Source organism: Bradyrhizobium sp. A5 (assembly GCF_042076515.1).
Taxonomy (GTDB): Bacteria; Pseudomonadota; Alphaproteobacteria; order Rhizobiales; family Xanthobacteraceae; genus Bradyrhizobium; species Bradyrhizobium cosmicum.
This window is the reverse complement of the sequence record NZ_CP148990.1, coordinates 3,962,391-3,989,144: the sequence shown is the minus strand read 5'-3', so window position 1 is coordinate 3,989,144 and position 26,754 is coordinate 3,962,391. Positions and strand designations below refer to the sequence as shown.

At 63.7% G+C, this 26,754-nt stretch carries 26 protein-coding genes; 10 read left to right on the top strand and 16 right to left on the bottom strand.

What is annotated here, in order from left to right; translation table 11 throughout:
- Positions 1-5 precede the first annotated feature (5 nt).
- The 3 genes from WHZ77_RS19210 to WHZ77_RS19200 form a co-directional block, all read right to left on the bottom strand.
- Positions 6-422: a type II toxin-antitoxin system VapC family toxin gene (locus WHZ77_RS19210; protein WP_375309366.1), complete on the bottom strand. Its 417-nt coding sequence runs from the start codon at positions 420-422 to the stop codon at positions 6-8.
- Positions 419-721, bottom strand: a complete 303-nt coding sequence (locus tag WHZ77_RS19205) for a hypothetical protein (protein ID WP_375309365.1) — start codon at positions 719-721, stop codon at positions 419-421. Before WHZ77_RS19205 ends, WHZ77_RS19210 begins: the two co-directional genes overlap by 4 nt.
- A gap of 143 nt (positions 722-864) precedes the next feature.
- Complete coding sequence (locus WHZ77_RS19200) at positions 865-1,071, bottom strand: cold-shock protein (RefSeq protein ID WP_007591938.1); 207 nt, start codon at positions 1,069-1,071, stop codon at positions 865-867.
- A 373-nt stretch (positions 1,072-1,444) separates the two neighbouring features.
- Here WHZ77_RS19200 and WHZ77_RS19195 point away from each other — a divergent pair, with 373 nt between their 5' ends.
- On the top strand, positions 1,445-2,590 hold the full coding sequence (locus tag WHZ77_RS19195) for an autotransporter outer membrane beta-barrel domain-containing protein (RefSeq protein WP_375309364.1): 1,146 nt from the start codon (positions 1,445-1,447) through the stop codon (positions 2,588-2,590).
- Positions 2,591-2,659: 69 nt separating this feature from the next.
- On the opposite strand, the gene WHZ77_RS19190 is transcribed toward WHZ77_RS19195, so the two are convergent.
- Entirely contained in the window at positions 2,660-3,700 is a 1,041-nt protein-coding gene (locus WHZ77_RS19190) for a LysR family transcriptional regulator (RefSeq protein WP_375309363.1), read from the bottom strand.
- 71 nt (positions 3,701-3,771) lie between these two features.
- Between WHZ77_RS19190 and WHZ77_RS19185 the strand changes: the two genes are divergently transcribed.
- From WHZ77_RS19185 to WHZ77_RS19160, 6 genes are all read left to right on the top strand, one after another.
- Positions 3,772-4,389 (top strand): hypothetical protein, encoded by a 618-nt coding sequence (locus WHZ77_RS19185; RefSeq protein WP_375309362.1) that lies wholly within the window; start codon positions 3,772-3,774, stop codon positions 4,387-4,389.
- The gene (locus WHZ77_RS19180) at positions 4,376-4,996 is read left to right on the top strand and encodes a GNAT family N-acetyltransferase (protein WP_375309361.1); all 621 of its coding nucleotides are present in this window, start codon (positions 4,376-4,378) and stop codon (positions 4,994-4,996) included. The genes WHZ77_RS19185 and WHZ77_RS19180 overlap by 14 nt, the downstream gene beginning before the upstream one ends.
- A gap of 25 nt (positions 4,997-5,021) precedes the next feature.
- Positions 5,022-5,585 (top strand): isochorismatase family protein, encoded by a 564-nt coding sequence (locus WHZ77_RS19175; protein ID WP_375309360.1) that lies wholly within the window; start codon positions 5,022-5,024, stop codon positions 5,583-5,585.
- A gap of 33 nt (positions 5,586-5,618) precedes the next feature.
- The gene (locus tag WHZ77_RS19170; protein WP_375309359.1) at positions 5,619-5,789 is read left to right on the top strand and encodes a hypothetical protein; all 171 of its coding nucleotides are present in this window, start codon (positions 5,619-5,621) and stop codon (positions 5,787-5,789) included.
- A 172-nt stretch (positions 5,790-5,961) separates the two neighbouring features.
- Positions 5,962-7,344 (top strand): aspartate aminotransferase family protein, encoded by a 1,383-nt coding sequence (locus tag WHZ77_RS19165; protein WP_375309358.1) that lies wholly within the window; start codon positions 5,962-5,964, stop codon positions 7,342-7,344.
- 90 nt (positions 7,345-7,434) lie between these two features.
- Positions 7,435-8,383, top strand: a protein-coding gene (locus tag WHZ77_RS19160) for an IS630 family transposase (protein WP_375309357.1) whose coding sequence is annotated in 2 segments (ribosomal slippage) — positions 7,435-7,770 and positions 7,772-8,383 — 948 coding nt in all. Because the reading frame shifts where the segments join, the coding sequence is not laid out codon by codon here.
- Positions 8,384-8,595: 212 nt separating this feature from the next.
- Here WHZ77_RS19160 and rnd read toward each other — a convergent pair.
- From rnd to WHZ77_RS19125, 7 genes are all read right to left on the bottom strand, one after another.
- Positions 8,596-9,747: a ribonuclease D gene (rnd, locus tag WHZ77_RS19155; protein WP_015686608.1), complete on the bottom strand. Its 1,152-nt coding sequence runs from the start codon at positions 9,745-9,747 to the stop codon at positions 8,596-8,598.
- Positions 9,748-10,162: 415 nt separating this feature from the next.
- Complete coding sequence (locus WHZ77_RS19150; protein WP_375309356.1) at positions 10,163-11,494, bottom strand: ABC transporter substrate-binding protein; 1,332 nt, start codon at positions 11,492-11,494, stop codon at positions 10,163-10,165.
- 11 nt (positions 11,495-11,505) lie between these two features.
- Positions 11,506-12,375, bottom strand: a complete 870-nt coding sequence (locus WHZ77_RS19145; RefSeq protein ID WP_375309355.1) for a carbohydrate ABC transporter permease — start codon at positions 12,373-12,375, stop codon at positions 11,506-11,508.
- The gene (locus WHZ77_RS19140) at positions 12,372-13,322 is read right to left on the bottom strand and encodes a carbohydrate ABC transporter permease (protein ID WP_375309354.1); all 951 of its coding nucleotides are present in this window, start codon (positions 13,320-13,322) and stop codon (positions 12,372-12,374) included. Before WHZ77_RS19140 ends, WHZ77_RS19145 begins: the two co-directional genes overlap by 4 nt.
- A gap of 1 nt (position 13,323) precedes the next feature.
- On the bottom strand, positions 13,324-14,172 hold the full coding sequence (locus WHZ77_RS19135; RefSeq protein ID WP_375309353.1) for a phosphodiesterase: 849 nt from the start codon (positions 14,170-14,172) through the stop codon (positions 13,324-13,326).
- Between the two features lie 399 nt (positions 14,173-14,571).
- The gene (locus WHZ77_RS19130) at positions 14,572-14,838 is read right to left on the bottom strand and encodes a hypothetical protein (protein ID WP_375309352.1); all 267 of its coding nucleotides are present in this window, start codon (positions 14,836-14,838) and stop codon (positions 14,572-14,574) included.
- Positions 14,839-14,856: 18 nt separating this feature from the next.
- The gene (locus tag WHZ77_RS19125; RefSeq protein WP_375309351.1) at positions 14,857-16,332 is read right to left on the bottom strand and encodes a YdiU family protein; all 1,476 of its coding nucleotides are present in this window, start codon (positions 16,330-16,332) and stop codon (positions 14,857-14,859) included.
- A 194-nt stretch (positions 16,333-16,526) separates the two neighbouring features.
- Here WHZ77_RS19125 and aspS point away from each other — a divergent pair, with 194 nt between their 5' ends.
- Complete coding sequence (aspS, locus tag WHZ77_RS19120) at positions 16,527-18,416, top strand: aspartate--tRNA ligase (protein ID WP_375309350.1); 1,890 nt, start codon at positions 16,527-16,529, stop codon at positions 18,414-18,416.
- A 193-nt stretch (positions 18,417-18,609) separates the two neighbouring features.
- Here aspS and WHZ77_RS19115 read toward each other — a convergent pair whose 3' ends face one another.
- Positions 18,610-20,577, bottom strand: a complete 1,968-nt coding sequence (locus WHZ77_RS19115; protein ID WP_375309349.1) for a hypothetical protein — start codon at positions 20,575-20,577, stop codon at positions 18,610-18,612.
- A gap of 244 nt (positions 20,578-20,821) precedes the next feature.
- Here WHZ77_RS19115 and WHZ77_RS19110 point away from each other — a divergent pair, with 244 nt between their 5' ends.
- Both WHZ77_RS19110 and WHZ77_RS19105 read left to right on the top strand, forming a co-directional pair.
- On the top strand, positions 20,822-23,131 hold the full coding sequence (locus WHZ77_RS19110; protein WP_375309348.1) for an NADP-dependent malic enzyme: 2,310 nt from the start codon (positions 20,822-20,824) through the stop codon (positions 23,129-23,131).
- A 303-nt stretch (positions 23,132-23,434) separates the two neighbouring features.
- Positions 23,435-23,887: a DoxX family protein gene (locus WHZ77_RS19105; RefSeq protein ID WP_151641976.1), complete on the top strand. Its 453-nt coding sequence runs from the start codon at positions 23,435-23,437 to the stop codon at positions 23,885-23,887.
- Between the two features lie 8 nt (positions 23,888-23,895).
- Here WHZ77_RS19105 and WHZ77_RS19100 read toward each other — a convergent pair whose 3' ends face one another.
- The 4 genes from WHZ77_RS19100 to WHZ77_RS19085 all read right to left on the bottom strand — a co-directional run bounded on the left by WHZ77_RS19100 (position 23,896) and on the right by WHZ77_RS19085 (position 26,718).
- Positions 23,896-24,084 carry a hypothetical protein gene (locus tag WHZ77_RS19100; protein WP_375309347.1) on the bottom strand — a complete coding sequence of 63 codons (189 nt, stop codon included), beginning with the start codon at positions 24,082-24,084 and terminating at the stop codon, positions 23,896-23,898.
- A gap of 316 nt (positions 24,085-24,400) precedes the next feature.
- Positions 24,401-24,964: a dihydrofolate reductase gene (locus tag WHZ77_RS19095; RefSeq protein ID WP_375309346.1), complete on the bottom strand. Its 564-nt coding sequence runs from the start codon at positions 24,962-24,964 to the stop codon at positions 24,401-24,403.
- 8 nt (positions 24,965-24,972) lie between these two features.
- Positions 24,973-25,986: a polysaccharide deacetylase family protein gene (locus WHZ77_RS19090; protein WP_375309345.1), complete on the bottom strand. Its 1,014-nt coding sequence runs from the start codon at positions 25,984-25,986 to the stop codon at positions 24,973-24,975.
- 165 nt (positions 25,987-26,151) lie between these two features.
- The gene (locus WHZ77_RS19085; RefSeq protein WP_375309344.1) at positions 26,152-26,718 is read right to left on the bottom strand and encodes a glutathione peroxidase; all 567 of its coding nucleotides are present in this window, start codon (positions 26,716-26,718) and stop codon (positions 26,152-26,154) included.
- Positions 26,719-26,754: the final 36 nt, after the last annotated feature.

The following is a 26,754-nucleotide window of genomic DNA, read 5'->3' as shown; positions in this document are numbered from 1 at the left end:
ATCGCTCACGACGTTGCAAACGGATCGAGCATCGCTATGCCGGTCGATTCAATGTCGGCAATGTTGCGCGTCACCAGTGTCAGGCCGTGGACCTTGGCTGTGGCCGCGAGCAGACTGTCAATGAGCGGTAGCGGATTGGGAATTCCAAGAAGGGCCCAGGTTTCGGCGATGGTCTCATCGATGGGAAGAACCCGATCGGCAAGTCGGGTTCTCATCTGCGAAAACCATCGGTCGAGAGATCTCGCCTGGAGCGGATCACTTCTCCGTTTCAGTTCGATGCCTCGGCGAATTTCGGCCAGAACCAAGACACTGGTTCCGATATCCTCCGCTGGCGTCTGATTAACCCAACGAATTACGTTTGGGTCGGCGCGTTCGCGCTTGCGTATTTCGGAAATGATGTTGGTATCGACCAGAAACCTCACAAATCGACCTCACGCCAGCCGTCACGCCGCGGCTGATCGAAGACACCGTCGAAGACCTCATCGGGAAGCTCGGAACCAAAGACGTCGAAGGCTGTCCTGACATCAGGATTGAGGAGGGCGCTGGCGAGCTTTGATCGAAGCACAGCGGCTCTTTCGGGCTTGTCGCGCAGGGTTTTCGCCAGGGCACGGATGAGGCTCGCGTCCTTCCTAGCGGCTTGGACTTCAACCCGCACCAGACCACGCGCGGCGGCGCGGCGCCTATGGGTCCTAGTTGCCTTTCGCTGGGATTTCGTTGCCACGGCTCGGCTCTAGAGTAAATAACCGGTAATATAACCGGAAATCTACATAAGGTCCAGTCGCATGAAAAAGGCGGCCAAAACAAAATCCCCCGGCAGAGCCGGGGGCAACGTCATGATCTCTCGCTTGTCAGGCTCGAGAGAACTCAGGAGACCTTGAGGTTTTCCGCGGATGCTTTGCCGCGGTTCTCCACGAGGTCGTATTCAACCACCTGGTTTTCGTTGAGGGTCGAGAGCCCGGCCCGTTCGACGGCGGAGATGTGGACGAACACGTCCTTGTCGCTGCCGTTCGGCTTGATGAACCCATAGCCCTTGGTCGGGTTGAACCATTTGACGGTGCCCTTTTGCGGCATCCTCAGTCTCCTCCGCTGGATACAAAAACGACGCGGCCGCTTTTCGCGTGCCACGCCACAAACGGGCTTCCGGAAGTCTGTTCGAGTCTCAATGTCGCGAAACGCACAGCCGAGCGGCCAATTCCGATTGTGTCCAATATTGCAACATGAAAAGCGCGCGTTAGCAAGCCGCGTGCGGATTTCAAGCCCGGCTCGGATGTCCCCGCGCGCAATTTGCGACCTGTGGCAACGGAACCACAATCAGGGCAATAGCCTCGGCGATGATATGCCCACAGGTTGACCCTCAGTGGCAGTTCGGCACAAATCGCAGCAGGGCGCCGCAGCATCGTGTTGCATTTTTGCGCGCCGCCATTTTGCTTCGGGATACATCGTCATGCGCTGCACCTCGCAGCCCACCGGGACACGGCAGACGATCGGGCTGGACCGCGTCCGCCGGATCATGGCGGCTGTCGCGTTCGTTGTGATGATGTTTTCGGCGACATCAGGCTTCGCGCAAAGCCCGACGCCCACGCCGACCCCGACGCCGACGGCATCACCGACGCCGGTGCCGACGCCGACTTCGACCAATTACGACCAATCGGCCGGCAACAGTGCGCTCAATCTCGGCTCGAATTTCCTGGAGCGGCTTGGTAACCAGGCCTCCAGCGGCGTCAACCGCGCCTTCCGCACCAATCCCGGCGGCGGCGGTGCGTCGGTGGTCACGGAAGATCCGCGCTACCGTACCTGGTTCGAAGGCTATGGCATCTCGGTCCGGACCGATGCGCAGGGCGATTTCGTCGGCGACAAGCGCAAGACGTTCGGCGGCGTCGCTGGCTTTGGCGCGCGGGTCGCCCCTGGCGTCAATCTCGGCTTCTCCGTCGACCAGAGCCATACCGACATCGACGTGCCGCTGGCGCTCCAGTCGGCAACGCTCGACCTGACACAGATCGGCTTCAACGGCTCGGTCGACAAGGGCCCCTGGACCTGGGCGTTCGCGGTGGTGCACGGTTTCGGCAAGGTCCGCTCCAGCCGGGACACCGGCCTCGGCCTTGCGACCGCCGGCTATCGGGCCGCCGTCGACGGCGCGCTGACCGAGATCAGCTATTACTGGACCCAAGACCAGATGCGCATCGTGCCCAAGGGCGCGCTCGAATATGTGCGCGCCACCAGCGCCGCGTTCCAGGAGGCGGGCGGGCTCGATCCGCTCAACGTCGGCTCCACCGCGCTATCGCGCGCGCGCGTCATGATCGGCGCGGAGATAGGACGCTATTTCATCTTCGACCAGAAGATCCTGGACCTGTCGGCCTACGGCAAGTTCGTCGACAATTTTTATCAGAATCTGGGATCGGTGCAGGTCAGCCTCGGAGCCCAGAGCATCGTCGTGCCCGGCATCGGCGAGAGCCGTTACGGCATGGACGCCGGTGCCTCGGCCTCGCTCAGCCTCACCAGCACCGCGCGGCTCTACGTCAATTACGACGGCAAGTTCCGCAACGAGCTGACCTCGCACCAGGGCACGGCCGGCTTCGAATATCGGTGGTGAGGCGCAGGCATGATCCGGAAGAGTGTGCAGCGGTCTTCCGATAAGATCATGCTCAGATAAAGTCTGTGTTCAGGTCGGCGTCGCCGCGGCATATCCCGTCAATCCAAAACCCTCGCGCGCAGCCGTCATCATCGGCACCAGCGCGTTTGGATGAATGAACTCGTCGCGGAAGCAGGGATAGGTCTTGGAATCGAAGATCTTCTTCAGCCAGTCGACCACGATCTTGTGGCGCTCGGAGGAGCGAAATTCCTTGTGATAGGTGAGCCAGAGATCGGCGTGATGGCTGACGCCGAGATCGACGGCGATCAGCGGCACGCCGAGCGCGATCGACACGGTCGGCAGGAAGCCGATGCCGGCGCCGCGCTCCACCGCATACAGCACACCGACCGACGAGTTGGTCTTGATCCCGACGATGCCCTCGAGTGACTTCAGTCCGAGCACGCGGGCATAGGCAGTGTCGTCGACCTGCGGCGCGCTCTGCTTGATGATGCGGTGGTTCTTCAATTCCGCGAGCGTCGCCGGCACCCCGTAGAGGCTCTCATACTCCTTGGAGACGAAGGGGTAGATGTGGAGGCGGCCGAGCTTGGCGACGATCAGGTCGGGATTGGTCGGCGGCTCGAGCTGGATCGCGATGTCGGATTCCAGTCGCGCGACGTCGGCCTGCTCCATCGCGCAGCGCAGATCGACGGTGATCTTGCGGTAGGTCTTCTGGAAGTCGATCAGCCGCGGCAGGATCCAGAAATTGCCGGGGCCTTCCGTCACCGCGACGCGCACGGTGCCCGACGTGTCGTTCGACCCGCGCGAGGCGCGCCGGAAGACGTTGAAGGCGTGGCGTTCCATATGCGCGACGTCGGCGATCATCGCGGTGCCTTCGTCGCTGAGCGTGAGTCCGCTCTGGTCGCGCAGGAACAGCTTGCAGGCGATGCTCTCCTCGAGCCGGTCGATCCTGCGCATCAGGGTGGTGGAAGTCAGTCCGAGCTCTTCGGCGGCGTTACGAAAACTTTTAAATTTTGCGCAAGCTAAAAACAGTTTCAAATCGTCCCAGGACGCATTTAGCGCTTCTTCATGGTGCTGCATCATTGCAGCACCCCGGTGCAATACTTGCTGCATACTCCTGATCTCCAGCCGCTAAGCTTCTCGCCATGGCGGCACATAAAACCCCCAAACGATAGAGGGACGACATGAGTATGGAAAGGGGCTCGTTTGCCGCAAGGCATGATTTCGACGCCCTTCCGCTGAGCCCGGACGTCGATGTCCGAGTTGCGCAATTTTCCGAAATCGCTGAACTGGCCGGGATGGCGCACCGGCTGGTGCCGGGCGTGCAGATCGGGGCTGCGGAGCTCGAACGTTATTTCGCCTTCGATCCCCAGAGCCTCCTGACCTTCAGCCGAAAGGGCCGTCTGCTCGGCGGGATGGCCTTCCTGTTTCTCAACGATCGCGGTCACGACGCGCTGTTGCTCGACGAGATCTGCCTGACCGCGCCGCAGACGCGTTATCTCGCGTCGGCCGACCAGGACGTCTCCGCAATCTACATCTGGGCGATCGCGGCGACGGGCCGCGGGATCGCCGGTCTCGGCAAGGCCTCGGCGCATCTGCGTCAGATAAGATTTCGCGACGCGGATTGCTATGCGCAGCCGGCAACGGTGGCCGGACGCGAGATCATGAGGGCGACGGGCTTCGAGCCCATCGCGAGCTTTCAGCCGGACCTGTGGTGTTACGAGCGCCCGTGGCATCGGCGGCCAATGCGCATGCCGGGCGCGATCATCCAAGCAAGGAGCTATGCAGATGCACGGCACTAGGATTCCTCTCGCGAAGCCCGACTCCCGCGCCATCACCGTTCGCCTGGCGCGCGATCCCAGCGATCTCATGCTGGTCACCGCCATTCGTTCCGCGGTCTATCTTGCCGAGCAGGATTGCCCGTTCGACGAGGAGTTCGACGGCAACGACATGGTCGCGGCGCATTTCATCGGTTACGTCGGCAACGAGCCCGCGGGCTGCCTGCGGGTGCGCTTCTTCGGCGATTTCGCCAAGGTGGAGCGGCTTGCGGTGCGGCACCAGTACCGGCGCTCGCGCATCTCGTTCAAGCTGGTACAGGCGAGCGTGGACTATGTGAAGCGCAAGGGCTTCCGCAAGATCTACGGCCAGGCGCAGGACCGGCTGGTCGATTTCTGGGCTCATTTCGGCGCCAAGCCGCTCGGCCACAACCGCAAGATCACCTTCTCCGATTTCTCCTACACGGAGATGCTGCTGGAGATCGAGCCGGGGCCGGACGCCATCACGCTGGACAGCGATCCCTATGTGATCATTCGTCCCGAGGGCGATTGGGACCGGCCGGGCGTGCTCGACGCATCGGCGGGGCGGTCGGTGACCTCGCCGCTACGGGACCTCGCACTCGCCGATCGTTGAAACTGGTGCAGCTCCGCGCAAGACAATGCTGGTCTCCATCCATGACGATCCGCCGATCCTGATCTGTGCGGATCTCCAGGTCGAATATCTGACCCCCGGGCGTCGCCACGTCATCCTGGATGGCGAGGCGGCCACGATGCGCTGCCTGGAACTCCTAGCGCTGTGGCGCGCCAATCTCTGGCCGGTGATGCATCTCAAGCGCATTGCCCAGGCGGCCTGGTTCAATCCGGCATCCAGGCTGACCGATTGGATCCCGGAAGCGAAGCCGCAGCCGGGAGAGATGACGTTCGAGCACCCGCTGCCTTCGGCCTACAGCGCGTCGCGGTTCGTGGACTACATGTCCAATATCCGCAGCGTGCGCTGCATTCTGATCGGCTTTTCCTTTGACGAGACCATTCTCGCCACCGCCGTCGACGGATTTCACCGCAGCCATCGCTACCAGGTGATCGGCGACGCCGTGGCCTGCCGGCAGCCTGCTACGGGCGATGCGGCCGCGTACAGGGATGCGGTAGTGAATGTCATCGCGAACTTTGCTACAATTCATCCCAGCGCCGAACTGATCAGAACCAGCGGCGCCATCACGGTGTAAGCCGCCGCGACTGGCAGATGGATGGGTGGGACATTGTCACGGGGAGAGCAGCTCAGGGAGCTGGCGAGCGATTTGTCGCGTGCCGCCGAGACGGCCCGCCGCGTCGGCTTGCCGACGACGGTCTATCTGCTGTCGATGGCGCTGGTGGAGGTGAGGGAAGCCGCAGTCGCCGACGACGACCGGGATGACGACGGCGCGGCTTGAGAGCCGCCGATGTCCCGCCCATCTGCATGCGGCTTTGTGCATCGCTGCTGAGCGCTTGCTGCCGACGAATTGACGTTGCAAGTTTTGCCCCGTCGCAATAGCCAAGTGTCCTGATAATCACGTGAATGCGCCGGCTGTGCCTGCGACGTGACGACCTGAAGGGTGCCCGCAAATGTCCATGCTGCCCAATTCGCAAGAAGCCCGCGATGTGGCCTATCAGCTCCACGCCTACACCAATGCGCGCGCGCACCAGCAGGCTGGTCCCCTGGTGATCGAGCGCGGCGAGGGGCCTTACGTGTTCGACGCGTCGGGCAAGCGCTATTTCGAGGCGATGGCGGGGCTGTGGAGCGTCGGGCTCGGCTTCAACGAGAAGCGGCTGGTCGAGGCTGCGCACAAGCAGATGCAGGCGCTGCCGTTCTATCACACCTTCTCCGCCAAATCGCACGGCCCCTCGATCGATCTCGCCGAGAAGCTGGTGGCGCTGGCGCCTGTTACGATGAGCAAGGTGTTCTTCACCAATTCCGGCTCGGAGGCCAACGATACGGTCCTCAAGCTGATCGCCTATCGGTCCAACTCGCTCGGCCAGCCGCAGCGCAAGAAAATCATCAGCCGTATGCGTGCCTATCACGGCGTCACCATTGCGTCCGCCAGCCTCACGGGCCTGCCGAACAACCATCGCTCGTTCGACCTGCCGCTGCCGAACATCCTGCACACGGGCTCGCCGCATTTCTACAAGGACGGTGCGCCCGGCGAGAGCGAGGAGGCCTTCGCGACGCGGCGGGCCGAGGAGCTCGACGCGCTGATCCAGAAGGAGGGTCCTGAGACGATCGCGGCCTTCTTCGGCGAGCCGGTGATGGGGGCGGGCGGCGTCGTCGTGCCGCCGGCGACCTATTGGGAGAAGATCCAGGCGGTCCTGAAGAAGTACGACATCCTGCTCGTCGCCGACGAGGTGATCTGCGGCTTCGGCCGCACCGGCAAGATGTTCGGCTGCGAGACTTACGGCATCAAGCCGGACGCGATGGTCGTCTCCAAGCAGATCACGTCGAGCTATTTCCCGCTGTCGGCGATCATCATGAACGACCGCATGTTCGAGCCGATCGCGGACGAGAGCAACAAGATCGGCGTGCTCGGCCACGGCTTCACCGCGGGCGGCCATCCGGTCGGCTCGGCGATTGCGCTCGAGAACCTCAAGATCATCGAGGAACGCGGCCTGGTCGCGCATGCCGCCGAGCTCGGCGGCTATATGCAGGGCAAGCTGCGCGAGCTCGCCAGCCATCCGCTGGTCGGCGAGGTCCGCGGCGTCGGCATGATCGCGGCGATCGAGCTCGTGCTCGACAAGGGCCGCAAGACGGCAGCTAGCACGCCCGGCGCCGTCGGCGGCATGGCCAGCCGCATGCTCCAGGAGCGCGGCGTGATCTCCCGCAACATGCTGGATGCCATCGCCATCTGTCCGCCGCTGATCGTCACCAAGGCCCAGATCGACGAGCTGATCGCGGCGATCACGGGCGTGCTGAACGACATGAAGCCGGAAGTGGCCAAGCTGACGCCGGCTTAGAGCGGTTCATCGATTTATTGAATCGGGAGGGATTCCGTCGGGCGGCGGTTTGTGATTCAAGATGCTGGCTGGATCGGAGGCCAGCATCAGATGGTCCGACCTCTTTCGAATGATCTTCGTGAACGAGCCGTGAAGGCGGTGGAATCCGGCGAGATTTGCCATGCTGTGGCGGCCCGGTTCGATGTTGCAGTGTCGTCCGTCGTGAAGTGGAGGCAGCGCTATCGCGCGACGGGTTCGGTGGCGCCGGGCAAGATGGGCGGTCACCGTAAGCCGGTTCTGGGGCCGCATCGAGCGTTCATCGTGGAGCGGATCAGGCAGACGCCACATCTAACGCTGCACGGGCTGAAGGACGAACTTGCCGCGCGAGGCGTGAAAGTCTCACACCATGCGGTATGGACCTTCCTGCGACGCGAAGGTCTCAGCTTCAAAAAAAACACTGTTCGCCCTTGAGCAGGGTCGCGCCGACGTCGCGCGGCGGCGGCAGCGCTGGCGCAGCTTGCAGGATCGCCTCGATCCAAGCCGCCTGGTGTTCATCGACGAGACCTGGATCAAGACCAACATGGCCCCGTTGCGCGGCTGGGGATCCAAGGGCGAGCGGTTGCGCGGCTTTGCGCCGCACGGTCACTGGCGAACCCTGACCTTCCTCGGTGCCCTACGCTCTGACCAGCTCACTGCGCCTTGCGTGTTCGACGGACCGATCAACGGCGAAAGCTTCCGCGCCTATGTCGAACAGCAACTCGTCAAAGTGCTCAAACCGGGCGACATCGTCGTCATGGATAATCTCGGTAGCCACAAGTCCCCGACCGTTCGGCAGATGATCCGGAAAGCCGGCGCAAGACTGTGGTACCTGCCGCCGTACTCACCCGACCTCAACCCGAACGAGCAAGTCTTCGCCAAGATCAAGCACTGGATGCGCATCGCACAGAAGCGCACGATCGACGACGCCTGCGACCACATCGGCAACCTCGTCAGAAGCGTTCTGCCCAGCGAATGCAGCAACTACTTCGTTAATGCCGGATACGCTTCTATCAAAAAATGAAACGCTCTAGGGAAGCGCTTCGTCGGGGTGCTCAGTTTAACCCGTCACCCTGAGGTGCTCGCCCCTTCGGCGAGCCTCGAAGGGCGACGGCCCGACTGCAGCAGCGGGGCCGTGCATCCTTCGAGGCTCGCCGTGGGACGCGTTGCGTCCCACGCCTCGCACCTCAGGATGACGGGGCAACACTGTTTTCGCGTTGGCAGTTAGCGACTTGCCTATTCCGCCCGCTGAACCCCGATCACGCGGCCTTTCTCGACCGCCAGGGCCAGCTCGCCGCGCTTCAGCTTCAAGGCGGCATCGCCGAACAGCTCGCGGCGCCAGCCGCGGAGCGCCGGCACGTCAGCTTCGTCGTCGGCTGCGATCTCCTCGAGATCGTCGACGGTGGCGATCACCTTGCTGGCGACCGCGTGGCGCTCGGCGGTCATGCGCAGCAGGACCTTCAAGAGCTCAACGATGGCGGCGCCGTTGTTGTTGTTGCGCGGCTTCTCCAGCTTCGGCAGCGTGGCGGGATCGCGCGCCAGCCCGCGCTGGACCGCGGCGACGATGTCCGCGCCCCATTTCGACTTCTCGAAACCTTTCGGCACCGAGCGTAGATTTGCGAGTTTCTCGATCGTGTTCGGGGCGTGGGTCGCGATGTCGCTGACGGCTTCGTCGCGCAGCACGCGGCCGCGCGGCACGTCACGGCTCTGGGCTTCCTGCTCGCGCCAGGCTGCGACCTCCATCAGGACGGCGAGGTCCTTCGGCTTGCGCACCCGCGTCTTCAGTCGCTCCCAGGCCCGCTCGGGGTGGAAGTCGTAAGTCTTCGGCGAGGTCAGGACCTCCATCTCGATCGAGACCCATTCGCTGCGGCGGCGCTTCTTCAAATCGGCATCGAGGGCGGCGAACACGTCGCGCAAGTGAGTGACGTCGGACACCGCGTAATGCATCTGCTCCTTGGTCAGCGGCCGGCGCGACCAGTCGGTGAAGCGATGCGTCTTGTCCGGGCGATGGCCGGTGACCTTCTCGACCAGCGCGTCATAGGCGATGCTGTCGCCATAGCCGAGCACCATGGCGGCGACCTGGGTGTCGAACACCGGGTGCGGGATGATGTTGGCCTGGTGCCAGATGATCTCGATGTCCTGCCGGGCAGCGTGGAACACCTTGAGCACGGCCTCGTTCGCCATCAACTCGAAGAACGGCTTGAGGTCGATGCCTGCGGCCAGGGTGTCGATGACAATGGCTTCCTCGGCGCTGGCCATCTGCACCACGCATAGCAGCGGGTAATAGGTGGTTTCGCGCAGGAACTCGGTATCGACAGTAATGACGGGATGCTTGGCCAGGCGGCTGCAGGCAGCCGCGAGGTCAGCGGTGGTGGTAATCAAATCCATGAACAGCCCATGACACGTATATCAGCCGTTCTGCCGAAAGCGCTGTGATGTCAAGGGGCTCGTAGCGAATTCGAGCCTTGCATTTGGGCTGGAATCGCTTCCTTGCGACGAAATTCCTATTCGTAGCGGATCCGCTGGGTGGGTTTGCGCGCGCAAGGCAGCGCCACCACGACCACGCACATGGCGACCAGCGCCAGTCCCAGGAACTCGATAACCAACAGATCCACGGTAAAAATCCTCCCCAGAAACATTGCTAGACTTGTCTGGCGTGAATTGAGGGTCTGTTAATTGTCGTGGTTACCGGCGGCGGGTCGGGCCGGATGGTGGACGAGGGGTTAACGGCGGCAATGGTCCGAAACGAATTCGGCGCCCCGCAGGACGGAGCGCCGATGGTCGTTTGCCGTTGCGCGCCGCCTTACGGCAGCTTCAGCGACGTCTCCGCGTTGTACGGCTTCAGCGTCTCGTCGGCCGCCTTCTGGGCGGCGACGAGGGCCTCCTTCGGCTGCTTTTTGCCGTTGAGGACCAGCATCACCTCGTCCTCCAGCGTCTTGCGCACCGGGACGGTCTTGTAGGTCGCAAACCAGGATTTTGCGACGTCGAGCTGCTCGACCGCGGTCTTGGCGTCCGGGTTCTTGTTGAGGAACTCGATCATGTCGGGCGTCTTGTAGGCGGCCATGTTGGGCGCGAAATAGCCGGTGGCGCGGCTCCACCAGGCGCTCTTCTCGGGCGAGGTCATCCACTTGATCAGCGTCCAGGCGGCCTTCTGCTTGTCGGCCTCGAGCCCTGCCGGAACGATCAGCGAGGCGCCGCCGATCGGCACGGCGTTGCGGACGTTGCGCGGGATGAAGGCGACCTTGTAGTTGAACTTGGCGTTGTCGCGCACGTAAGTGAGCGAGCCCGTCGAGAGCATCATCATCGCGGCATTGCCGGAGATGAAGGAGGTGCTGACGGCCGGTCCCGGCGTTGCGCCGGGCGCGTGGACCTTGTGCTTGTAGACGAGGTCGTTCCACCAGGTCAGCGCGCCGAGCATCGACGGCGTGTCGTAATAGACCTCGCCGCCGAACTCCTCGTTGTAGTAGCGCCCGCCATTGGTCATGGTGAGCGTTTCCATCATCCAGCCGCAATAGTCGTAGGCGCAGGGGATCGCGATGCCCCAGCGGGTGACCTTGTCGCCTTCGCGCTTGGTGAGCTTCTTGGCCCAGTCGGTCAGTTCAGCCCAGGTCTGCGGAGGCTTGTTCGGATCGAGGCCGGCTTCCTTGGCCTGATCGGCGTTGATGTAGAGCAGCGGCGTCGAATTGTGGAAGGGCACGCCATAGACCGAGCGGTTGATCACCGCGTTGCCCTGCAGCGCCGGGAAGAACTGGCCGAGAAACTGATCCTTGGTGGTGCCGTCGGCGGCGATCAGGCTGTCGAGATTGGTGAGTTCGTTCTCGATCTGCATGTCGAGCAGGAAGTTCGCCGACATGATCACGGCCGAGGGCGGCTTGCCGGCCTTGATCGCGGCGCGCGTCTTGATCAGCGTGTCGTCATAGGAGCCGGTGTAGACGGCGGTCGCCTTGATCGCCGGATGGGTCTCGTTGAACTCCTTGATGAGGGTACTCATGTCGCGTGCGAGCTTGCCGTCGACGGGGACGGGAAAGAACAGGTCGATCTCGGTCGGACCATCGGCCATTGCCGGGACGGCGAGGGCGCCAGCCATTGAGCCTGCCATGGCAAGGCCGAGCATGAGCCTGCGGGTAAACAGCATCGAGAAATCTCCTATTTGATGCCTGAGGTGACGAACGAACTGATGAAGCGCTTCTGGAAGATCAGGAAGGTGATGAGCAGCGGCGCGATCACCATCAATGTGCCGGCCGCGATGGTGCCCCAGGCCTGCGTGCCTTCCGCCGTGGCGGTGAACACCGACAGCCCGACCGTGAGCGGCCGCTTGTCCGGCGAATTGATCACCATCAGCGGCCACAGGAAGTCGTTCCAGTGGCTGGTGACGGAGATGATGGCGAAGGCGGAGAAGCTCGGCAGCGACAGCGGCACGTAGATGTGGCGGATACGCTGGAGCAGGCTGGCGCCGTCGATCAGCGCGGCGTCCTCAAGCTCTGTCGGAATGGCCTCGAAAGCCTGCCGCATCAGGAAGGTGCCGAAGGCCGAGGCGAAGAACGGCATCATCACGCCGGCCAGCGTGTCGTAGAGGCCGAATTGCGCGACGATACGCAGGTTCGGCACGATCAACAGCACCGGCACCAGCATCAGCTGCATCAGGAACAGGTAGAACAGCAGCGTCTTGCCGGCGAATTCGAGCCGCGCGAAGGCAAAGCCCGCCAGCGTGATCGTGACGAACTGCACCAGCAGGATGCCGGTGCAGATGATCGTGGTGTTGAGGAAGTAGCGCGGGAAATCGCCGATTTCCCAGGCATCCCTGATATTGTCGAGCGTCGGCTTCAGGCTCGGCATCAGCTCGGCCATGAGGTTGATACCGTCGGACGCCGGGCGCAGCGTCGCCACGCCCATCCACAGGAACGGGATCAGCCAGACCAGCGCGAGCAGGACGGTCAGCACGAAGCCGAGCTTGGGCGTGATCTCGCGGCGGGTGGCGAGCGGGGCGTCCTTGAACAGCCAATCGATCAGATTCATGCCCCGCCCTCACGGTTCGCCATGGTGCGGAACGAGAGCGCGGTGAGGCCCATCAGCGCGGCGAGCGTCAGCAGCGTCGCCGCCGAGGCCTTGCCGATGTCGTAATGCTCGACCGCCTGCTGATAGATGTAGAACAGCACGAGATTGGTGGCGTTCGACGGCCCGCCCTTGGTCATGACGAAGACGTGGTCGACCTGCGTCACCGCATTGAGGATGGCGATCACGGTGACGAACAGGAAGGTCGGCTTGAGCTCCGGCAGGGTGATGTGGCGAAAGCGCTGCCAGGGTCCTGCGCCGTCGAGATGCGCGGCTTCCATGACATCCTCCGGCACGGACTGGAGCCCGGCGAGGAAGAACAGCATGTAATAGCCGGCGTTCTTCCAGATGGTGATGATCATGATGGCATAGAGCGCGATGTCGGAATCGCCGAGCCAGTTCGGCAGCACCGGCAGCAGCCGGCCGATGTAGTAGTCGAGCAGCCCGACATTGGGCAGGAAGATGAACAGGAACAGCGCGGAGGCCGCGACCATCGGGATCAGCACCGGGAGGAACAGCGCGGCGCGGAGCGCGCTGGTCACGGCGTTGGTCCGCGCCAGCGCCAGCGCGAACAGCAGCGCTAGGCCGATGCTCGGGATTGCCGTGCCGACGGCATAGACGAGGTTGTTGACGACAGCGCCGGTGAAGGCGGTGTCGGCCAACACCGCACTGATGTTGTCGAGACCGACGAAGCGGAGCGGCGCCTTCGGCGTCGCGCGCTGGTAGAGCGCGTCGATGAACACGCGGCCCATCGCGCCGTAGGTGAACAGCGCGAGGAAGACCAGCGACGGAAGCAGCAGCAGATAGGCCGGCAGCGAGATTTTGAAGCGGGTGGAGAACCGCTTCAGGATATGCAGGTGCGGCGGCGCCGATGCCGCGACCGGGAGAGCCGCGGGTTCAGCAAGGCTCATCTCACCGCGCCGCGAAGTTGAGCGCATAGTCGCGGCCGTCCATTCCCGCCGGTGGCGCGAAGGGGAAGCGCAGACTGGTGTCGAGGAAGTCGTGGCTGTGCACGACCAGGTTCTCCCCGTCGATCAGCACGACGCCGTAAGCCGGCGGCTCGTGGCTCGCCAGATGCGGCGCGTCGGCGTCGAGCTCGAACCAGACCTGATGGTTGGTGCCGCGCAGGGTGGAGAAGGGGATCTTGCCGTAGCTGCCGAAGATCGGCCGGTGCACATGCCCGAAGAAGAGATGGCGGATGCGCGAGCGGTAGGGCGCGATCACCTCGGCGAATTCGGTGCTCTGCTTCAGCGCGATGTCGTCCATCGCGAGCACGCCGACCGGGAATGGCGGGTGATGCATGAACACGACGAAAGGCATGTCGGCCGGCGCGGCGGCGAGCGTGCTCGCCAGCCAGCCGAGGCGCTTGGCGCACATCTCGCCGGCGTGGCTGGTCTCGTCCAGCGTGTCGAGGAACACGAACAGGCCGTGCTCGGTTGTCTTGGTACCCTGCACGAAGCCGTTGGGATCGCGCGGCGCGGCTTTCAGGGCGTCGAGGCAGACCACGCGCTTGTCGTGATTGCCGACCATCGCGATGTAGGGGATTTTCAGCGCCGCCATCGCGTCGGCGAAATTGGCGTAGGATTCAGCCTCGCCCCAATGCGTGAGGTCGCCGGTCACGACCGCGAACGCGGCATCGGACTGGTGCTTGTTGATGTCGGCGATCGCGGCATCCAGCCGGGCGCGCGGATCGAGGCCATAGAGCTTCAGCCCGGGGTTCGCCAGATGCGTGTCGGTGATGTGGATGAATTTGAAAGGCATGGCGCTTGTCAGGATCGTTGGAGGACGGGCGCCTCCGGAAGGACGACCCTGACAGGCCGTTAGAGTGGGAGTGTTTCAGTTTGATGACAGTGGTCCCCGAGGCGCTCGGATTCCACAGGACGCGCCGGCGAGGGCGCTGGGCCGCACAAAAATCTCGAAAACAACCCCATGCACAGTAGCCGATGTTGTCGGGACAAGGGCTTACGCGTTCCTCGGCGCAGGTTGACACGTCGGGCAAAACAGGGGCATGATGCCATCATCGGAAAATCCGCAGAGCGCGCCGTAGCCGGTCTGGTGATGGGCGGCCCGGTAGAGGGCGGCGGGGCGCGTCGGCTGGGTGGAGAGCGAAGCGAAACTCATCGCTACTACGCGCGGAAAGATGATGGGTTTCGCTTCGCTCTAACGATCCAACGAAGAGATCGAGCGTAAGCGCTCAATCTCAGCAATCAGCCTGGGAATATCTTGGCGTGCGTGAGCGATGAAGTCCTGATCCGCGCCGGTCGCGCCGGTGAGGTAAATGTCCTCCCCTTCGGTTTGGATAAAATCAGATCCGCTGGTTTTCTCGCGTGCCTCGATGAACGACTTCCAAGGACCGGGGGTGGCTTGATCGCACCGCGACTTGATTGCTTCGATATCTTCTTCGGTCAGAGGGGGCAGCACGGTCATCTTGTAATCCAGAAGAACTCACGTCCCGCAGAATGTCTGCAACACGCGCTGGTCCGGCAGCGGTGGATCGGCGTAGGCCGCATAGTCCGGCTGATCCTCGAACGGTTTGGCGAGCACCGTCACCAATTCCTCGAACGGCGCGTAGTTGTCATCGTTCACCGCGGCCTGGATCACGGCCTCGACGCGGTGGTTGCGCGGGATGAAGATGGGATTGACGGCGTGCATCGCCGCCTGCCGCTCGGCTGCGCTTTGCGGCTCCTGAGCAGTGCGGGCGTGCCAGCGGTTGGCCCATTCGTCGAAGGCTGCGGGGTCCATGAACTGGGCGCGCGCGTCGTCCGCGGCCGGATCGCCTACGGCGTCACCAAGCTTGCGGAAGGTGAGGGTGAAGTCGGCCTGGTTCTTCGCCATGGCATCGAGCAGGTCCTGAATCAGCGCCTCGTCGCCGTCGCGCGTCGTGAACAGGCCGACCTTCTTGCGCAGGCCGGCCTGATAGGCCGCGCTGAACGTCTCGGAGAATGCGCCGAGAATGTCCTGGGCTTCGGCGACCGCCTTCTCCTGCTCGTCGGAGAACAGCGGCAGCAGGCATTCGGCCAGCCGGGTCAGATTCCACAGCGCGATGCGCGGCTGGTTGGCATAGGCATAGCGGCCCATCTCGTCGATCGAGGAAAACACTTGCGAAGGGTTGTAGGCATCCATGAAGGCGCAGGGGCCGTAATCGATGGTCTCGCCGGAGACCGAAGAGTTGTCGGTGTTCATCACGCCGTGGATGAAGCCGACCAGCAGCCAGCGCGCGACCAGCTCGGCCTGCCGCGCGACCACGCCGGCGAGCAGCGCGTGATAGGGCCGCTCGGCGCCTGACAGCTCCGGATAGTGGCGCGCGATGACATGGTCGGCGAGCCTGCGGAGCGCCTCGGTGTCGCGGCGTGCGGCGAAGTACTGGAAGGTACCGACGCGAATATGGCTGGAGGCCACGCGCGTCAGCACCGCGCCCGGCAGCGCCGTCTCGCGCAGCACATGCTCGCCGGTGATGACGGCTGCCAGCGAGCGCGTGGTCGGGATGCCAAGCGCGAACATCGCCTCGCTGACGATGTATTCCCGCAGCACCGGTCCAAGCGCGGCGCGGCCATCGCCGCGGCGGGAGAACGGGGTCGGGCCCGAGCCCTTGAGCTGGATGTCGCAGCGGAGGCCGTCCCTGTCGATGACCTCGCCGAGCAGGATGGCGCGGCCGTCGCCGAGCTGGGGCACGAAATTCCCGAACTGGTGGCCGGCATAGGCCATGGCGATGGGATCGGCGCCTGACGGAACTGTCTTGCCGGCCAGGATCTCCGCGCCTTCGGGGGTCTCCAGCAGATCCGGATCGAGCCCGAGCTGGAGCGCCAGAGGGCGGTTCAGCTTGATCAGCCGGGGCGCGGCCACCGGGGTCGGTGCGACCCGGGCGAAGAAGTTGTCCGGCAGCGCCGCATAGGAGTTCTGGAAGGGGAAATGGACGGTCATGGAGGTAAAGATAGGCGGGGAACGCCGGATGGCAAAGGCTTGAGGCCCAATCGCCCAAAAATGGGCGTTCCGGGCCTAAAACAGCCCGTTCCCTTGGTTGCCGCCCCCGGCCTCGTCGGGTAAACCCTGCCGCAACTTCGGATCGGCCACATCAGCCGTCCGATTCGATCCTCAGACATCATTTTGGGACGACCATGCATCGCTACCGGTCACATACATGCGGCGCGCTCCGCGAGAGCAACATCGGCGAGACCATCCGCCTCTCGGGCTGGGTCCATCGCGTGCGCGACCATGGCGGCGTGCTGTTCATCGATTTGCGCGACCATTACGGCCTGACCCAGTGCGTGGTCGATCCGGACTCGCCGGCGTTCTCGCAAGCGGAAAAGCTGCGCTCCGAATTTGTGGTCAAGATGGACGGCGGCGTCCGTCGTCGCCCTGAAGGCACCGACAACGATGATTTGCCGACCGGCAAGGTCGAGGTCTACGTCCGTGACATTGAAGTGCTGGGCCCGGCCGGCGACCTGCCGCTGCCGGTGTTCGGCGACCAGGAATATCCTGAAGACATCCGCCTGAAGTACCGCTTCCTCGATCTGCGCCGCGAAAAACTGCATCAGAACATCATGACCCGCGTCGAGATCATCAAGTCGATGCGCCGGCGCATGGAGGGGCAGGGCTTCTTCGAATTCAACACGCCGATCCTGACCGCGTCCTCGCCGGAAGGCGCGCGCGACTTCCTGGTGCCCTCGCGCATTCATCCCGGCAAGTTCTACGCGCTGCCGCAGGCGCCGCAGCAGTACAAGCAACTGCTGATGATGTCGGGCTTCGACCGCTACTTCCAGATCGCTCCGTGCTTCCGCGACGAGGACCCGCGCGCCGACCGTCTGCCGGGCGAGTTCTACCAGCTCGACGTCGAGATGAGTTTTGTTGAACAAGAGAATGTCTTCGAGACGATGGAGCCGGTAATCACAGGCGTATTCGAGGAGTTCGCGAAGGGCAAACCGGTGACAAAAGTCTGGCCTCGGATGTCCTATACCGCTGCTGTACGGGCCTACGGGTCGGACAAGCCGGATTTGAGGTCACCACTCATAATCCACGACGTCTCTAGGATATTTAGACAGTCGGGATTTGGCATTTTTGCTAGGGCCTTGGAATCGAACCCTTCAGTGAGGGTCTGGGCAATACCAGCTCCGGGCGGAGGGTCGCGAGCCTTTTGCGATCGTATGGATAGCTGGGCAAAGGCAGAGGGGCAGCCCGGTCTAGCCTATATTTTCTGGCGTGATGGCGAAGAAGGTGGCGCCGGGCCAGTGGCAAAGAACCTTGGTCTAGATCGTACAGAGATACTCCGGCGCGGTCTGGATGGAAGGTTGAGCGAGTGGATTGAGTTGCCTGCACCCGAGATGAATGATCTCGGATTGGAGTATTTCCCCGAGGAGCTTGCCGATCGATACAGGCAACTTCGTCCGCTGGGTATGAACCCTGGAGATTCCGTATTTTTCGTGCTCGGAAAACCGGGCGATATGGCGCGATTTGCTGGGCTCGCCCGCATGAAGATATCGGATGAGCTGAATTTAATGGACAAGGAGCGGTTCGAGCTTGCTTGGATCGTCGACTTCCCGATGTACGAGTACAACGAGGAGGACAAGAAGGTCGACTTCTCGCACAACCCGTTCTCGATGCCGCAAGGTGGCCTAGAGGCATTGGAGACCAAAGATCCTCTGTCGATCATGGCCTACCAGTACGACATTGTTTGCAACGGCTACGAGATCGCTTCGGGCGGCATCCGCAACCACGTGCCGGAAGCGATGGTGAAGGCGTTCGAGATCGCCGGCTACGGCGAGCAGGAAGTGGTCGACCGCTTCGGCGGCATGTACCGGGCCTTCCAATACGGCGCACCGCCGCATGGCGGCATGGCGGCCGGTGTGGACCGCATCGTGATGCTCCTGTGCGGCACCAACAATCTGCGCGAGATCTCGCTGTTCCCGATGAACCAGCAGGCCATGGACCTGCTGATGGGCGCACCGTCGGAAGCCACCACGAAGCAGCTCCGCGAGCTGCATGTGAAGGTGAACCTGCCGCAGAAGTGAGCTGAGGCGGTTTCATTCTCGTGCCCCGGACGCAGCGCAGCGCTTCTTCAGCGGTGCGCTGCAGAGCCGGGGCCCATGTCTCCGCGAACCGCTCTCCGCGAACCGCTCTCCGCGAACCGCGGCCTTGCTAGGTCCCGGCTCTGCGCAGCAGCGTTACACGCTGCAGCGCGTCCGGGACACGAGACCGTCTCTCCTACAGCCCCGTCGATGCCTCGATCCTGAACTGTGCCAGCGCGTTCTCCGGAGCGGTCTGGGTGAGCTGCAACAATTGCATCAGCGGCACCTTGGCGCGGGGCGTCAGCTTGATCGTGAGTGTCTGCCCTGATGTCTCGACGAAGCCGGCGAGCGCATCGACCGCCGCCTTGGCATCGAGATTGGCAGCCGTGAGCCTCTCGCCCTGCGCCCGGATCATCTCGGCGATGGCGCTGCGGGCGGCGTCGCGGCTGACGTTCTGCATGCGCGAGAACTGCGCCACGACGAGATCGACGACGCCGCTGTCGCGCAGCGAGAGCTCGATCGCGCCGGTCTCGATCTGCGCCGCCTGACCCATCGCCTGCGCCGGATCGGCCGTGAACACGCCGCGCGGCACGTTGGCGAGCGCAAGGCGGGCTTGCGCTCTGGCGAGATTGCCGAGATCGATGGTTGCCGGCGCGAGCGCGAATGCGCCCGACGATTCCGTCCAGGCGGCGCCGAGATCGAGGTCGATCGCGAGCTTGTCCACGCCCGCCATGATCAGCGGCCGCTGTGCCGGATTGGCCGGATCGGTCGGCGTCACCATCTTCACGACCAGACTGGCCTTGCTCGGGATCGACCCGACCAGTTCGCCCCAGTTCAGGCTGATCGTGTCGATGGTGACGAGCTGCCGCGTGTTCTTGAAAGGAGAGACCACGCCCTTGATCTCGGCGCCTTCGAGCACGCGGAACAGGCCCAGCATCTGATCCGGCGAGGGTGTTTGTCCTGGGGCTCCGAGGCTTGCCGCCCAGCGCATCAGATTCGCCGCGCTGAAGGACTTCAGCGCAAAGCGCTCCATCTTGAGCTGCCCCTGCGGCATCGGCATATCGAGCCCTTCGATCGCAATCTTGTCCTGATCGTATTTGACGGCGTCGAGCTTCCCCGTTCCTTGCGGCGTCTCGACGGTTTGTCTGCCGATTTCAGCCTTGCCGATCTGAAAGCCCTCGAAGAAGTCGGCCACCTTCCCGATCATGTCGCGGGACTGCGCCGGCGTCGGAGTTGAACCATCAGCCGGCATCATCGCCATGATCTCGGCCGGGCGGAATTTCGAGGGCCGGATCGCAACGTCGTCGATGGCGATGTTGTCCATCAGCACACGCACGCCCGGTGCCATCGTCACCACGTATGAATTGGCTGAGATACGTCGGTAGACCCTGTGGAAACGGTCGTCGCTCGAGCCTTGCGGATCGAGCGCGGCCGTCACTGCGCTTGCGTCGAAATCATGGACAGCCAAACCGGACAGATCGCCGGTCATTTTTGCAGGCTTGCCCGGCTGGCTCACGTCGAGCGAATAGGTGACGCGGTCGGTCTTCGCCGTTTCGATCTTGCCTCGATTGGCGTTCTGGATCGCCAGACCCGAATAGACGAAGTCTCCGCTGCCGGCGTTGCCCGTGCCCGCATCGATGCTGACCGTGATGGTTGGCGCCATGATCGAGGACGCCGAGACAGCCGCGTATTGCGCGAGCATGAAGTGGTACATGTCGATCATCGAACCGGACAGCGGAACGTTGGCTGCGCGGATCGGACCGGAAACGTCGCGAGCGGTGATCTCGGGGATCTTGTAGTTCGCTTTCAGCTTCGCCCCCTCGGTGTACGTGAAGGCGACCTCGACCCCTGACACGTCAATGCCGTCGGCTGAGAAATGGGCCTCGTCTGGCTGGCGTACCCCGACGGCCGTGATCTTTGCGATCTTGACGTTGGCGAGCTCCGGCCGGGTGGTCTCGACATTGATGTTCTCGATCGTCAGCGTCCGGCTCATCGCGTCGAACGCGACCTTGCCGTGGCTGGCCTTGCCGCCACTGGCGCGCATCTGCTCGAACGCCACCTCGACCTCGGCGACGGCGCGATGATTCGCATAGAGGTTGAAGCCGAACCATCCGCCCGCGGCAAGCACGGCCGCCACGATCAGGCCAATCAGGATTCGCTTCATTCCCAGCTCCAGTTGCTGTTTTGCACTGCGCAATCTGCCATATTCGCGAAACGCCGTGCGGTTCAGGTAAAGCCATAGCTATCAAATATTTGACTATGTGCCTTGTTGACGGGAGCGCAATCGGATGTTGCCACCGGGGCGCCCGGCGTGCTTCATCCCGTTTCCATGACCCGGAAATACCGCCTCACGGCGGAGCGGTCATGACAACCTAGTTTGAGGCCGGTAACGCGAGGCGAGACACCGCATGTCGTCTTATTCCGATGATCTCCACCAGGCAGCGCTGGCCTATCACCGTCTGCCGCGCCCCGGAAAGCTCGAGATCCAGGCGACCAAGCCGCTCGCCAACCAGCGCGACCTCGCGCTTGCCTATTCTCCGGGCGTCGCCGCGGCCTGCACCGAGATCGCCAAGAACCCCGCGGAGGCCGCCTCGCTGACGGCCCGTTCCAACCTGGTCGCTGTTGTATCGAACGGTACCGCGGTGCTCGGCCTCGGCAATATCGGCCCGCTGGCGTCCAAGCCGGTGATGGAGGGCAAGGCCGTCCTGTTCAAGAAGTTCGCCGGCATCGACGTGTTCGACATCGAGATCGCCGCCGAAACCATCGAGCGCGTGGTCGAGACCGTGGCCGCGCTGGAGCCGACCTTCGGCGGCATCAATCTGGAAGACATCCGCGGACCGGAGTGCTTCGAGATCGAGGCGCAGCTGAAGGCGCGCATGAAGATCCCCGTCTTCCATGACGACCAGCACGGCACCGCGATCATCGTCGCTGCTGCCGTCACCAACGCCCTGCGGCTGAACGGCAAGAAGCTGTCCGACGTCAAGATCGTGGCGTCGGGGGCAGGGGCCGCCGCAATCGCGACGCTGAACTTGCTGGTCTCGATGGGCGCGCAGCGCAAGAATATCTGGGTCTGCGACATCGACGGCCTCGTGCATGAGGGCCGCAACACCACGATGGACCGCTGGAAGGCGGTCTATGCGCAGAAGACCGACAAGCGCACGCTCGGCGACGTCATCGGCGGCGCCGACATCTTCATCGGGCTCTCGGCACCCGGCGTGCTCAAGCCGGAGATGGCCAAGGCGATGGGCGACAAGCCCTTGATCATGGCGCTCGCCAACCCGACCCCGGAGATCATGCCGGAGGAGGCGCGGAAAGCGCGCCCCGACGCCATGATCTGCACCGGCCGCTCCGATTATCCGAACCAGGTCAACAACGTTCTCTGCTTCCCCTTCATCTTCCGCGGCGCGCTCGATGTCGGCGCCACCGCGATCAACGAGGAGATGAAGCACGCGGCCGTCGAGGCCATCGCGCAGCTCGCGCGCGAGGCGCCGTCCGACGCGGTGGCGCAGGGCTTTGACAGCGGCGAGACCCAGGGCTTCGGCCCCGGCTCATTGATTCCGAGCCCGTTCGACCCGCGGCTGATCCTGCGCATCTCGCCGGCTGTGGCGAAGGCCGCGATGGAGTCCGGCGTCGCGACGCGGCAGATCACCAATTTCGACGAATATACCGCGCTGCTCGAGCGCTTCGCTTTCCGCTCCGGCCTCGTCATGAAGCCGATGTTCGCGAAGGCCAAGACCCAGCCGGTGCGTGTCATCTACGCCGAAGGCGAGGACGAGCGCGTGCTGCGCGCCACCCAGGTGGTGCTGGAGGAGAATCTGGCGCGGCCGATCCTGGTCGGCCGTCCGTCCGTGGTGGAGGCGCGCATCAAGCGCTTCGGCTTGTTGATCAAGGCGGGCAAGGATTTCGACCTCGTCAATCCCGAGGACGATCCGCGCTATCGCTCCTACGTCCAGTCTTACGTCGAAGTCGCCGGCCGCCGCGGCGTAACACCGGACGCGGCACGCACGGTGGTGCGCACCAACAACACGGTGATCGCGGCGCTCGCGGTGATGCGCGGGGAGGCGGATGCCATGCTCTGCGGCGTCGAGGGCCGCTACATGCATCATCTGCGTCATGTCCGCGAAATCGTCGGCTTCCAGGCTGGCGTCAGCGATTATGCCGCGCTGGCGCTGCTGATCACCAGCAAGGGCGCCTTCTTCATCGCCGACACCCAGGTACGCCCCAATCCGACCGCGGAAGAGCTCGCCGAGATCGCCTCGCTTGCGGCGGTCCACGTCCAGCGTTTCGCGCTCAAGCCCAGGATCGCGTTCGTCTCGCATTCGGATTTCGGCAGCTACGACACCGATTCCTCGCGCAAGATGCGCCGCGCGACTCAGCTGTTGAAGGAGAAGCATCCGGAGATCGAGGCAGACGGCGAGATGCAGGGCGACACCGCGCTCTCGGCCGCAGCACGCAAGATGGTCTTGCCGCACTCCAAGCTCGAGGGTGAGGCCAACATCATGATCATGCCGACGCTGGACACCGCCAACGTCGCCTACCAGATGATCAAGTCGCTGGCGGACGCGCTGCCGGTCGGCCCGATCCTGATCGGCCCGGCGCGTCCGGCGCACATCCTGACACCCTCGGTGACCGCGCGTGGCATCCTCAACATGACGGCAGTTGCGGTCGTCGAAGCGCAGGAGCGCGCGGCGCGCCAGCAGCCGACGTTGTTTACGTAAGGCGGGCTGTTTCTTCACCTCGCCCCGCTTGCGGGGAGAGGTCGAATTCGAGCGTAGCTCGAATTCGGGTGAGGGGGAGCCTCCGCGAGTCCAACTCTCACCGTCCCCGCGGGGGCTCCCCCTCACCCCAACCCTCTCCCCGCAAGCGGGGCGAGGGAGCGCACCCTCGGTGCGTCAGCACTTCGACCTCTTCAAACAGCTTTCACCATTTCCCCGTTTGTAAACTGGCGCACGACTCATCATAATCGCGCGGTACTCTCGCCGGAACTTCGATTTCAAAAAGCCTGAGCCAAGAGGCCGATCATGCCAGCGTTCGTGACTTTCGGGCGAATCCTGTTCGCGGTGCTGTTCATCTACACGGGCGCGACCAAGCTCTTTGCCATCCAGGCGACCGCCGATTTCATCGCCACCAAGGTCGTGGTGCCTGAAATCATTGCGCCCTATGCCCAGCAGATCGAGACGGCGACCGCCATGACAACGCCGCAACTGCTGGCGATCGCGGTCGGCGGGCTCGAGATCATCGCGGGGCTGATGATCGCGCTGAACTTCGGCGCGCGATTCTTCGCGTTGCTGATGATCGTTTACGTCGCGGTCGCAACCGTGCTGTTCTCCGATTTCTGGAACCAGACGCCTCCCGACAATGCCAAGGTGCTGGTCGACGCGCTCAAGAACCTCTCGATCATCGGTGCGCTGTTCATGATCATGGGGTTCGGCCGCGCCACGCGCTCGGCCGAGACGGCCTACGGCGACGTGTAGCCGATCGGCTAGCTGCTGACGCCGCAGCTCGCGCGAAGCAGGGCGGCCTTGGCCTCGTAGGACTTCGCCAGCGTCACGAGCTGAGCGACCAGCTCGCCTTCGGCGACGGAGGTCGCGAGCTTGCGGCAATGCCTGGCCTGATCAAGCAAGCGCGCGGTTTCTTCGCGGGGATGGTCGGGCACGAGGATGTGGGACATTTGGCCAGCCTTTCGCAACTGAAGTCCCGGCAATCCCAATTCTAGGCGAATCCGCACGGCACGCATTGATGCGGCTCAATCACGGCCGTCCGACACGACGACGTGGAGCGCGCGGGGGCGCGATCTCGCGCATCCACCGGGAAATCGTTGCGTCGTTCGCTCCACCCGTGATGCGGCTGCATGCCGAGCAAGGTGGCCCGGCGTGCAACGGCGGGGTCCTGTGCGGGCGACGGAGTCGTTCGCTATCCGTAGTGGTTGCACGAGATAGCGGCTGGTAACAAAACACCGGTACTGTGCATGGGGTTGTTTTCGAGTTCTAGCTGGAGCTTCTTGCCGACCGCCACGGGGTGACGGTGACCTCATGGTCCGCGTCGAGCACGTAGGGCGCGCCCGGCTTCATCCCATGCGAGGCCAGCACCTCGTGCGAGGTCCGTTCCGGCACGCCGACGAAGCAGCCTTCGCCGCGGGGCAGGCGCACGCGCGGGGCTTCCGAAAGCCAGAACGTATCGTAGCGGTCCATGAACATGTCGAACACGACGGGGCCGCCGATGATCGCGACCGTTCCGGACGTGACGTCGGCGAAGGCGCAGGCCTGCTCGAAGCTGGCGTGATCCGGATTCCAAAGCGTCGCGTTCGGCATTTCGGGATCGACGGTGAGCGCCTTGATCTTGCGGGTCAGGATCAGTCGCTTGCGCTTCGGCGAGTTCGGCTGCTGCTCGTGCGAGTGCCGGCCGTGCACGATCAGCGCGGCGCGATCGAGCGCCTGCTCGAAGAAGCGCTTGTCGCCTTCGAACCTCAGACTGTCGGGCATGACGTGTTCCGCGTCGGCGAGCATGCCGTCCGCGGAGACGATGACGTAGCCTTCGATGCGGAAGGGCAATGGCGCGGCTATTCGGAGACGGTCGTCACGACGCTGTTGACCGGCCGGCTGCTGACCGTCGGCAGCTTGATGTCCTTGAGCAGCTCCTGGTCGTACTCCGGCAGCGACGACGCCGGGAATTTGGCGCGCATCGCCACCACCTTGTAGCCGCCGGCCTTCAGGCGCCTGAGCAGCTCGGGCAGCGCTTCGGCGGTGTGCTTCTGGAAGTCGTGCATCAGGATGATGCCCTTGCCCTTGGTGTCGAGCTTCTTCATCACGGTCTCGACCACCTTCTCGGGCTTGGACGCCTTGAAGTCGAAGGAGTCGATGTCGCAGGAGAAGATCGCCGTGTTGCGGTTGCCGAGATAGGTGACCATCTCCGGCGGATGCTGGAGTGCCGGGAAGCGGAAGAACGGCGAGGGCGAAATGCCGCCGAGCGCCCATTTCACCGCGGACAGGCCCTTCTCGATCTCGTCCTTGCGCTGGGCTTCCGTGAGCTTCTTGTTGTTGAGGTTGGCGTGCGACCAGGTGTGGGTGCCCACGGTATGGCCGGCCGCGTAGACCTGCTTCAGGATCTCCGGCTCGTAGGTGGCATGCTTGCCGATCGAGAAGAAGATGCCGGTGGTGCATTCGTCGGCGAGCGCCTTCAGCACGGCCGGCGTGTTACGCGGCCAGGGGCCGTCGTCGAAGGTCAGCACCACCTCCTTGTCGCGCAGGAAGTCGAGCTCCTTGAAATGCTCGAAGCCGAAGCCCGGACCGCCGGTGGTGTCGATCTCGACGGTGCGGGCGACACCGAGCGCGCCCTGCGTGTTGCAGGCGGCGCGGGCGGGCTGTGGCGCCTGCTTCGGCGGCGGCGGGTTGACGAAGCCGGACTGCGCGGCGGCTGCTGCGGGGGCGGCCGCCGGTGCTGCAGCCGCAGCTGTCGGGGCAGGTGCCGCCTGTGTCGCGGCGGCAGGTTTTGCGGCCGGGGTCTGCGACCACGCCGCGCCCGTCAGCGCCACGGAGATCGCACTCGCCAAAATCAGTCCTGCCGCCACACGCATGGTGTTGTCCTCGAGATTGATCCCGTTGTTCTGCCGCGGCTTTTCGCCTGCGGCAAAACCATCCTGCCCCTTATGTGATCCTAGCCTAGATGGTGGGCCCTCGCCATTGCAACGGCTGTTTAGCGCTTCGCCACAATTGTGCCCAACCGGGTTGGACGGAGCGCGTCAACTGTCGGCCAACGCCCTGGCGATCGCGGTCTTGACCCGCGTGTCCGCCGGTTCGACCGCGGACGGAAACACCTCGGCGATATAGCCGTCCCGGCCGATCAGGTATTTGTGGAAGTTCCAGCGCGGAACGTCTCGGGGCCGTGCCTCGGCGGCCCACTTATAGAACGGATGCGCCTTCGCACCGACCACCACGGCCTTGGCCGCAATCGGGAAGGTAACGCCGTATTGGTGGTGCGCGGTCTCCGTGATCTCGCTGGTGCCACCGGGCTCCTGTCCGCCGAAATCGTTGGACGGCACGCCGATGACGGTCAGCCCGCGATCGCGAAACTGGCTCCAGATTTCCTGCAGGCCGGCATATTGCGGGGTGTAGCCGCAGAGCGATGCGGTGTTGACCACGAGCAGTGGTTTGCCGGTGAAAGCGGCAAGGCGGATGTCGTCGCCCGACAAAGCCGGGAAGGAGAAGGCGTAGGCCGGAATCCGGCTCATGCCGCCGTCGGCCCGCGCAGGTGTCGCAGATGCGGTCGTCGCCAGAAGCGCGGCGAGCATCGTCCTGCGGTTCATCATGACGGCGTCCCCCGAAATGATCCAGGATGCACCTTA

Coding starts and splice junctions, on each gene's coding strand:
- WHZ77_RS19200 (WP_007591938.1), bottom strand. CDS start 1,071: ATGCCGCAAAAGGGCACCGTCAAATGGTTCAACCCGACCAAGGGCTAT.
- WHZ77_RS19195 (WP_375309364.1), top strand. CDS start 1,445: ATGCGCTGCACCTCGCAGCCCACCGGGACACGGCAGACGATCGGGCTG.
- WHZ77_RS19190 (WP_375309363.1), bottom strand. CDS start 3,700: ATGCAGCAAGTATTGCACCGGGGTGCTGCAATGATGCAGCACCATGAA.
- WHZ77_RS19185 (WP_375309362.1), top strand. CDS start 3,772: ATGAGTATGGAAAGGGGCTCGTTTGCCGCAAGGCATGATTTCGACGCC.
- WHZ77_RS19180 (WP_375309361.1), top strand. CDS start 4,376: ATGCACGGCACTAGGATTCCTCTCGCGAAGCCCGACTCCCGCGCCATC.
- WHZ77_RS19175 (WP_375309360.1), top strand. CDS start 5,022: ATGCTGGTCTCCATCCATGACGATCCGCCGATCCTGATCTGTGCGGAT.
- WHZ77_RS19165 (WP_375309358.1), top strand. CDS start 5,962: ATGTCCATGCTGCCCAATTCGCAAGAAGCCCGCGATGTGGCCTATCAG.
- rnd (WP_015686608.1), bottom strand. CDS start 9,747: ATGGATTTGATTACCACCACCGCTGACCTCGCGGCTGCCTGCAGCCGC.
- WHZ77_RS19150 (WP_375309356.1), bottom strand. CDS start 11,494: ATGCTGTTTACCCGCAGGCTCATGCTCGGCCTTGCCATGGCAGGCTCA.
- WHZ77_RS19145 (WP_375309355.1), bottom strand. CDS start 12,375: ATGAATCTGATCGATTGGCTGTTCAAGGACGCCCCGCTCGCCACCCGC.
- WHZ77_RS19140 (WP_375309354.1), bottom strand. CDS start 13,322: ATGAGCCTTGCTGAACCCGCGGCTCTCCCGGTCGCGGCATCGGCGCCG.
- WHZ77_RS19135 (WP_375309353.1), bottom strand. CDS start 14,172: ATGCCTTTCAAATTCATCCACATCACCGACACGCATCTGGCGAACCCC.
- WHZ77_RS19130 (WP_375309352.1), bottom strand. CDS start 14,838: ATGACCGTGCTGCCCCCTCTGACCGAAGAAGATATCGAAGCAATCAAG.
- WHZ77_RS19125 (WP_375309351.1), bottom strand. CDS start 16,332: ATGACCGTCCATTTCCCCTTCCAGAACTCCTATGCGGCGCTGCCGGAC.
- aspS (WP_375309350.1), top strand. CDS start 16,527: ATGCATCGCTACCGGTCACATACATGCGGCGCGCTCCGCGAGAGCAAC.
- WHZ77_RS19115 (WP_375309349.1), bottom strand. CDS start 20,577: ATGAAGCGAATCCTGATTGGCCTGATCGTGGCGGCCGTGCTTGCCGCG.
- WHZ77_RS19110 (WP_375309348.1), top strand. CDS start 20,822: ATGTCGTCTTATTCCGATGATCTCCACCAGGCAGCGCTGGCCTATCAC.
- WHZ77_RS19105 (WP_151641976.1), top strand. CDS start 23,435: ATGCCAGCGTTCGTGACTTTCGGGCGAATCCTGTTCGCGGTGCTGTTC.
- WHZ77_RS19100 (WP_375309347.1), bottom strand. CDS start 24,084: ATGTCCCACATCCTCGTGCCCGACCATCCCCGCGAAGAAACCGCGCGC.
- WHZ77_RS19090 (WP_375309345.1), bottom strand. CDS start 25,986: ATGCGTGTGGCGGCAGGACTGATTTTGGCGAGTGCGATCTCCGTGGCG.
- WHZ77_RS19085 (WP_375309344.1), bottom strand. CDS start 26,718: ATGATGAACCGCAGGACGATGCTCGCCGCGCTTCTGGCGACGACCGCA.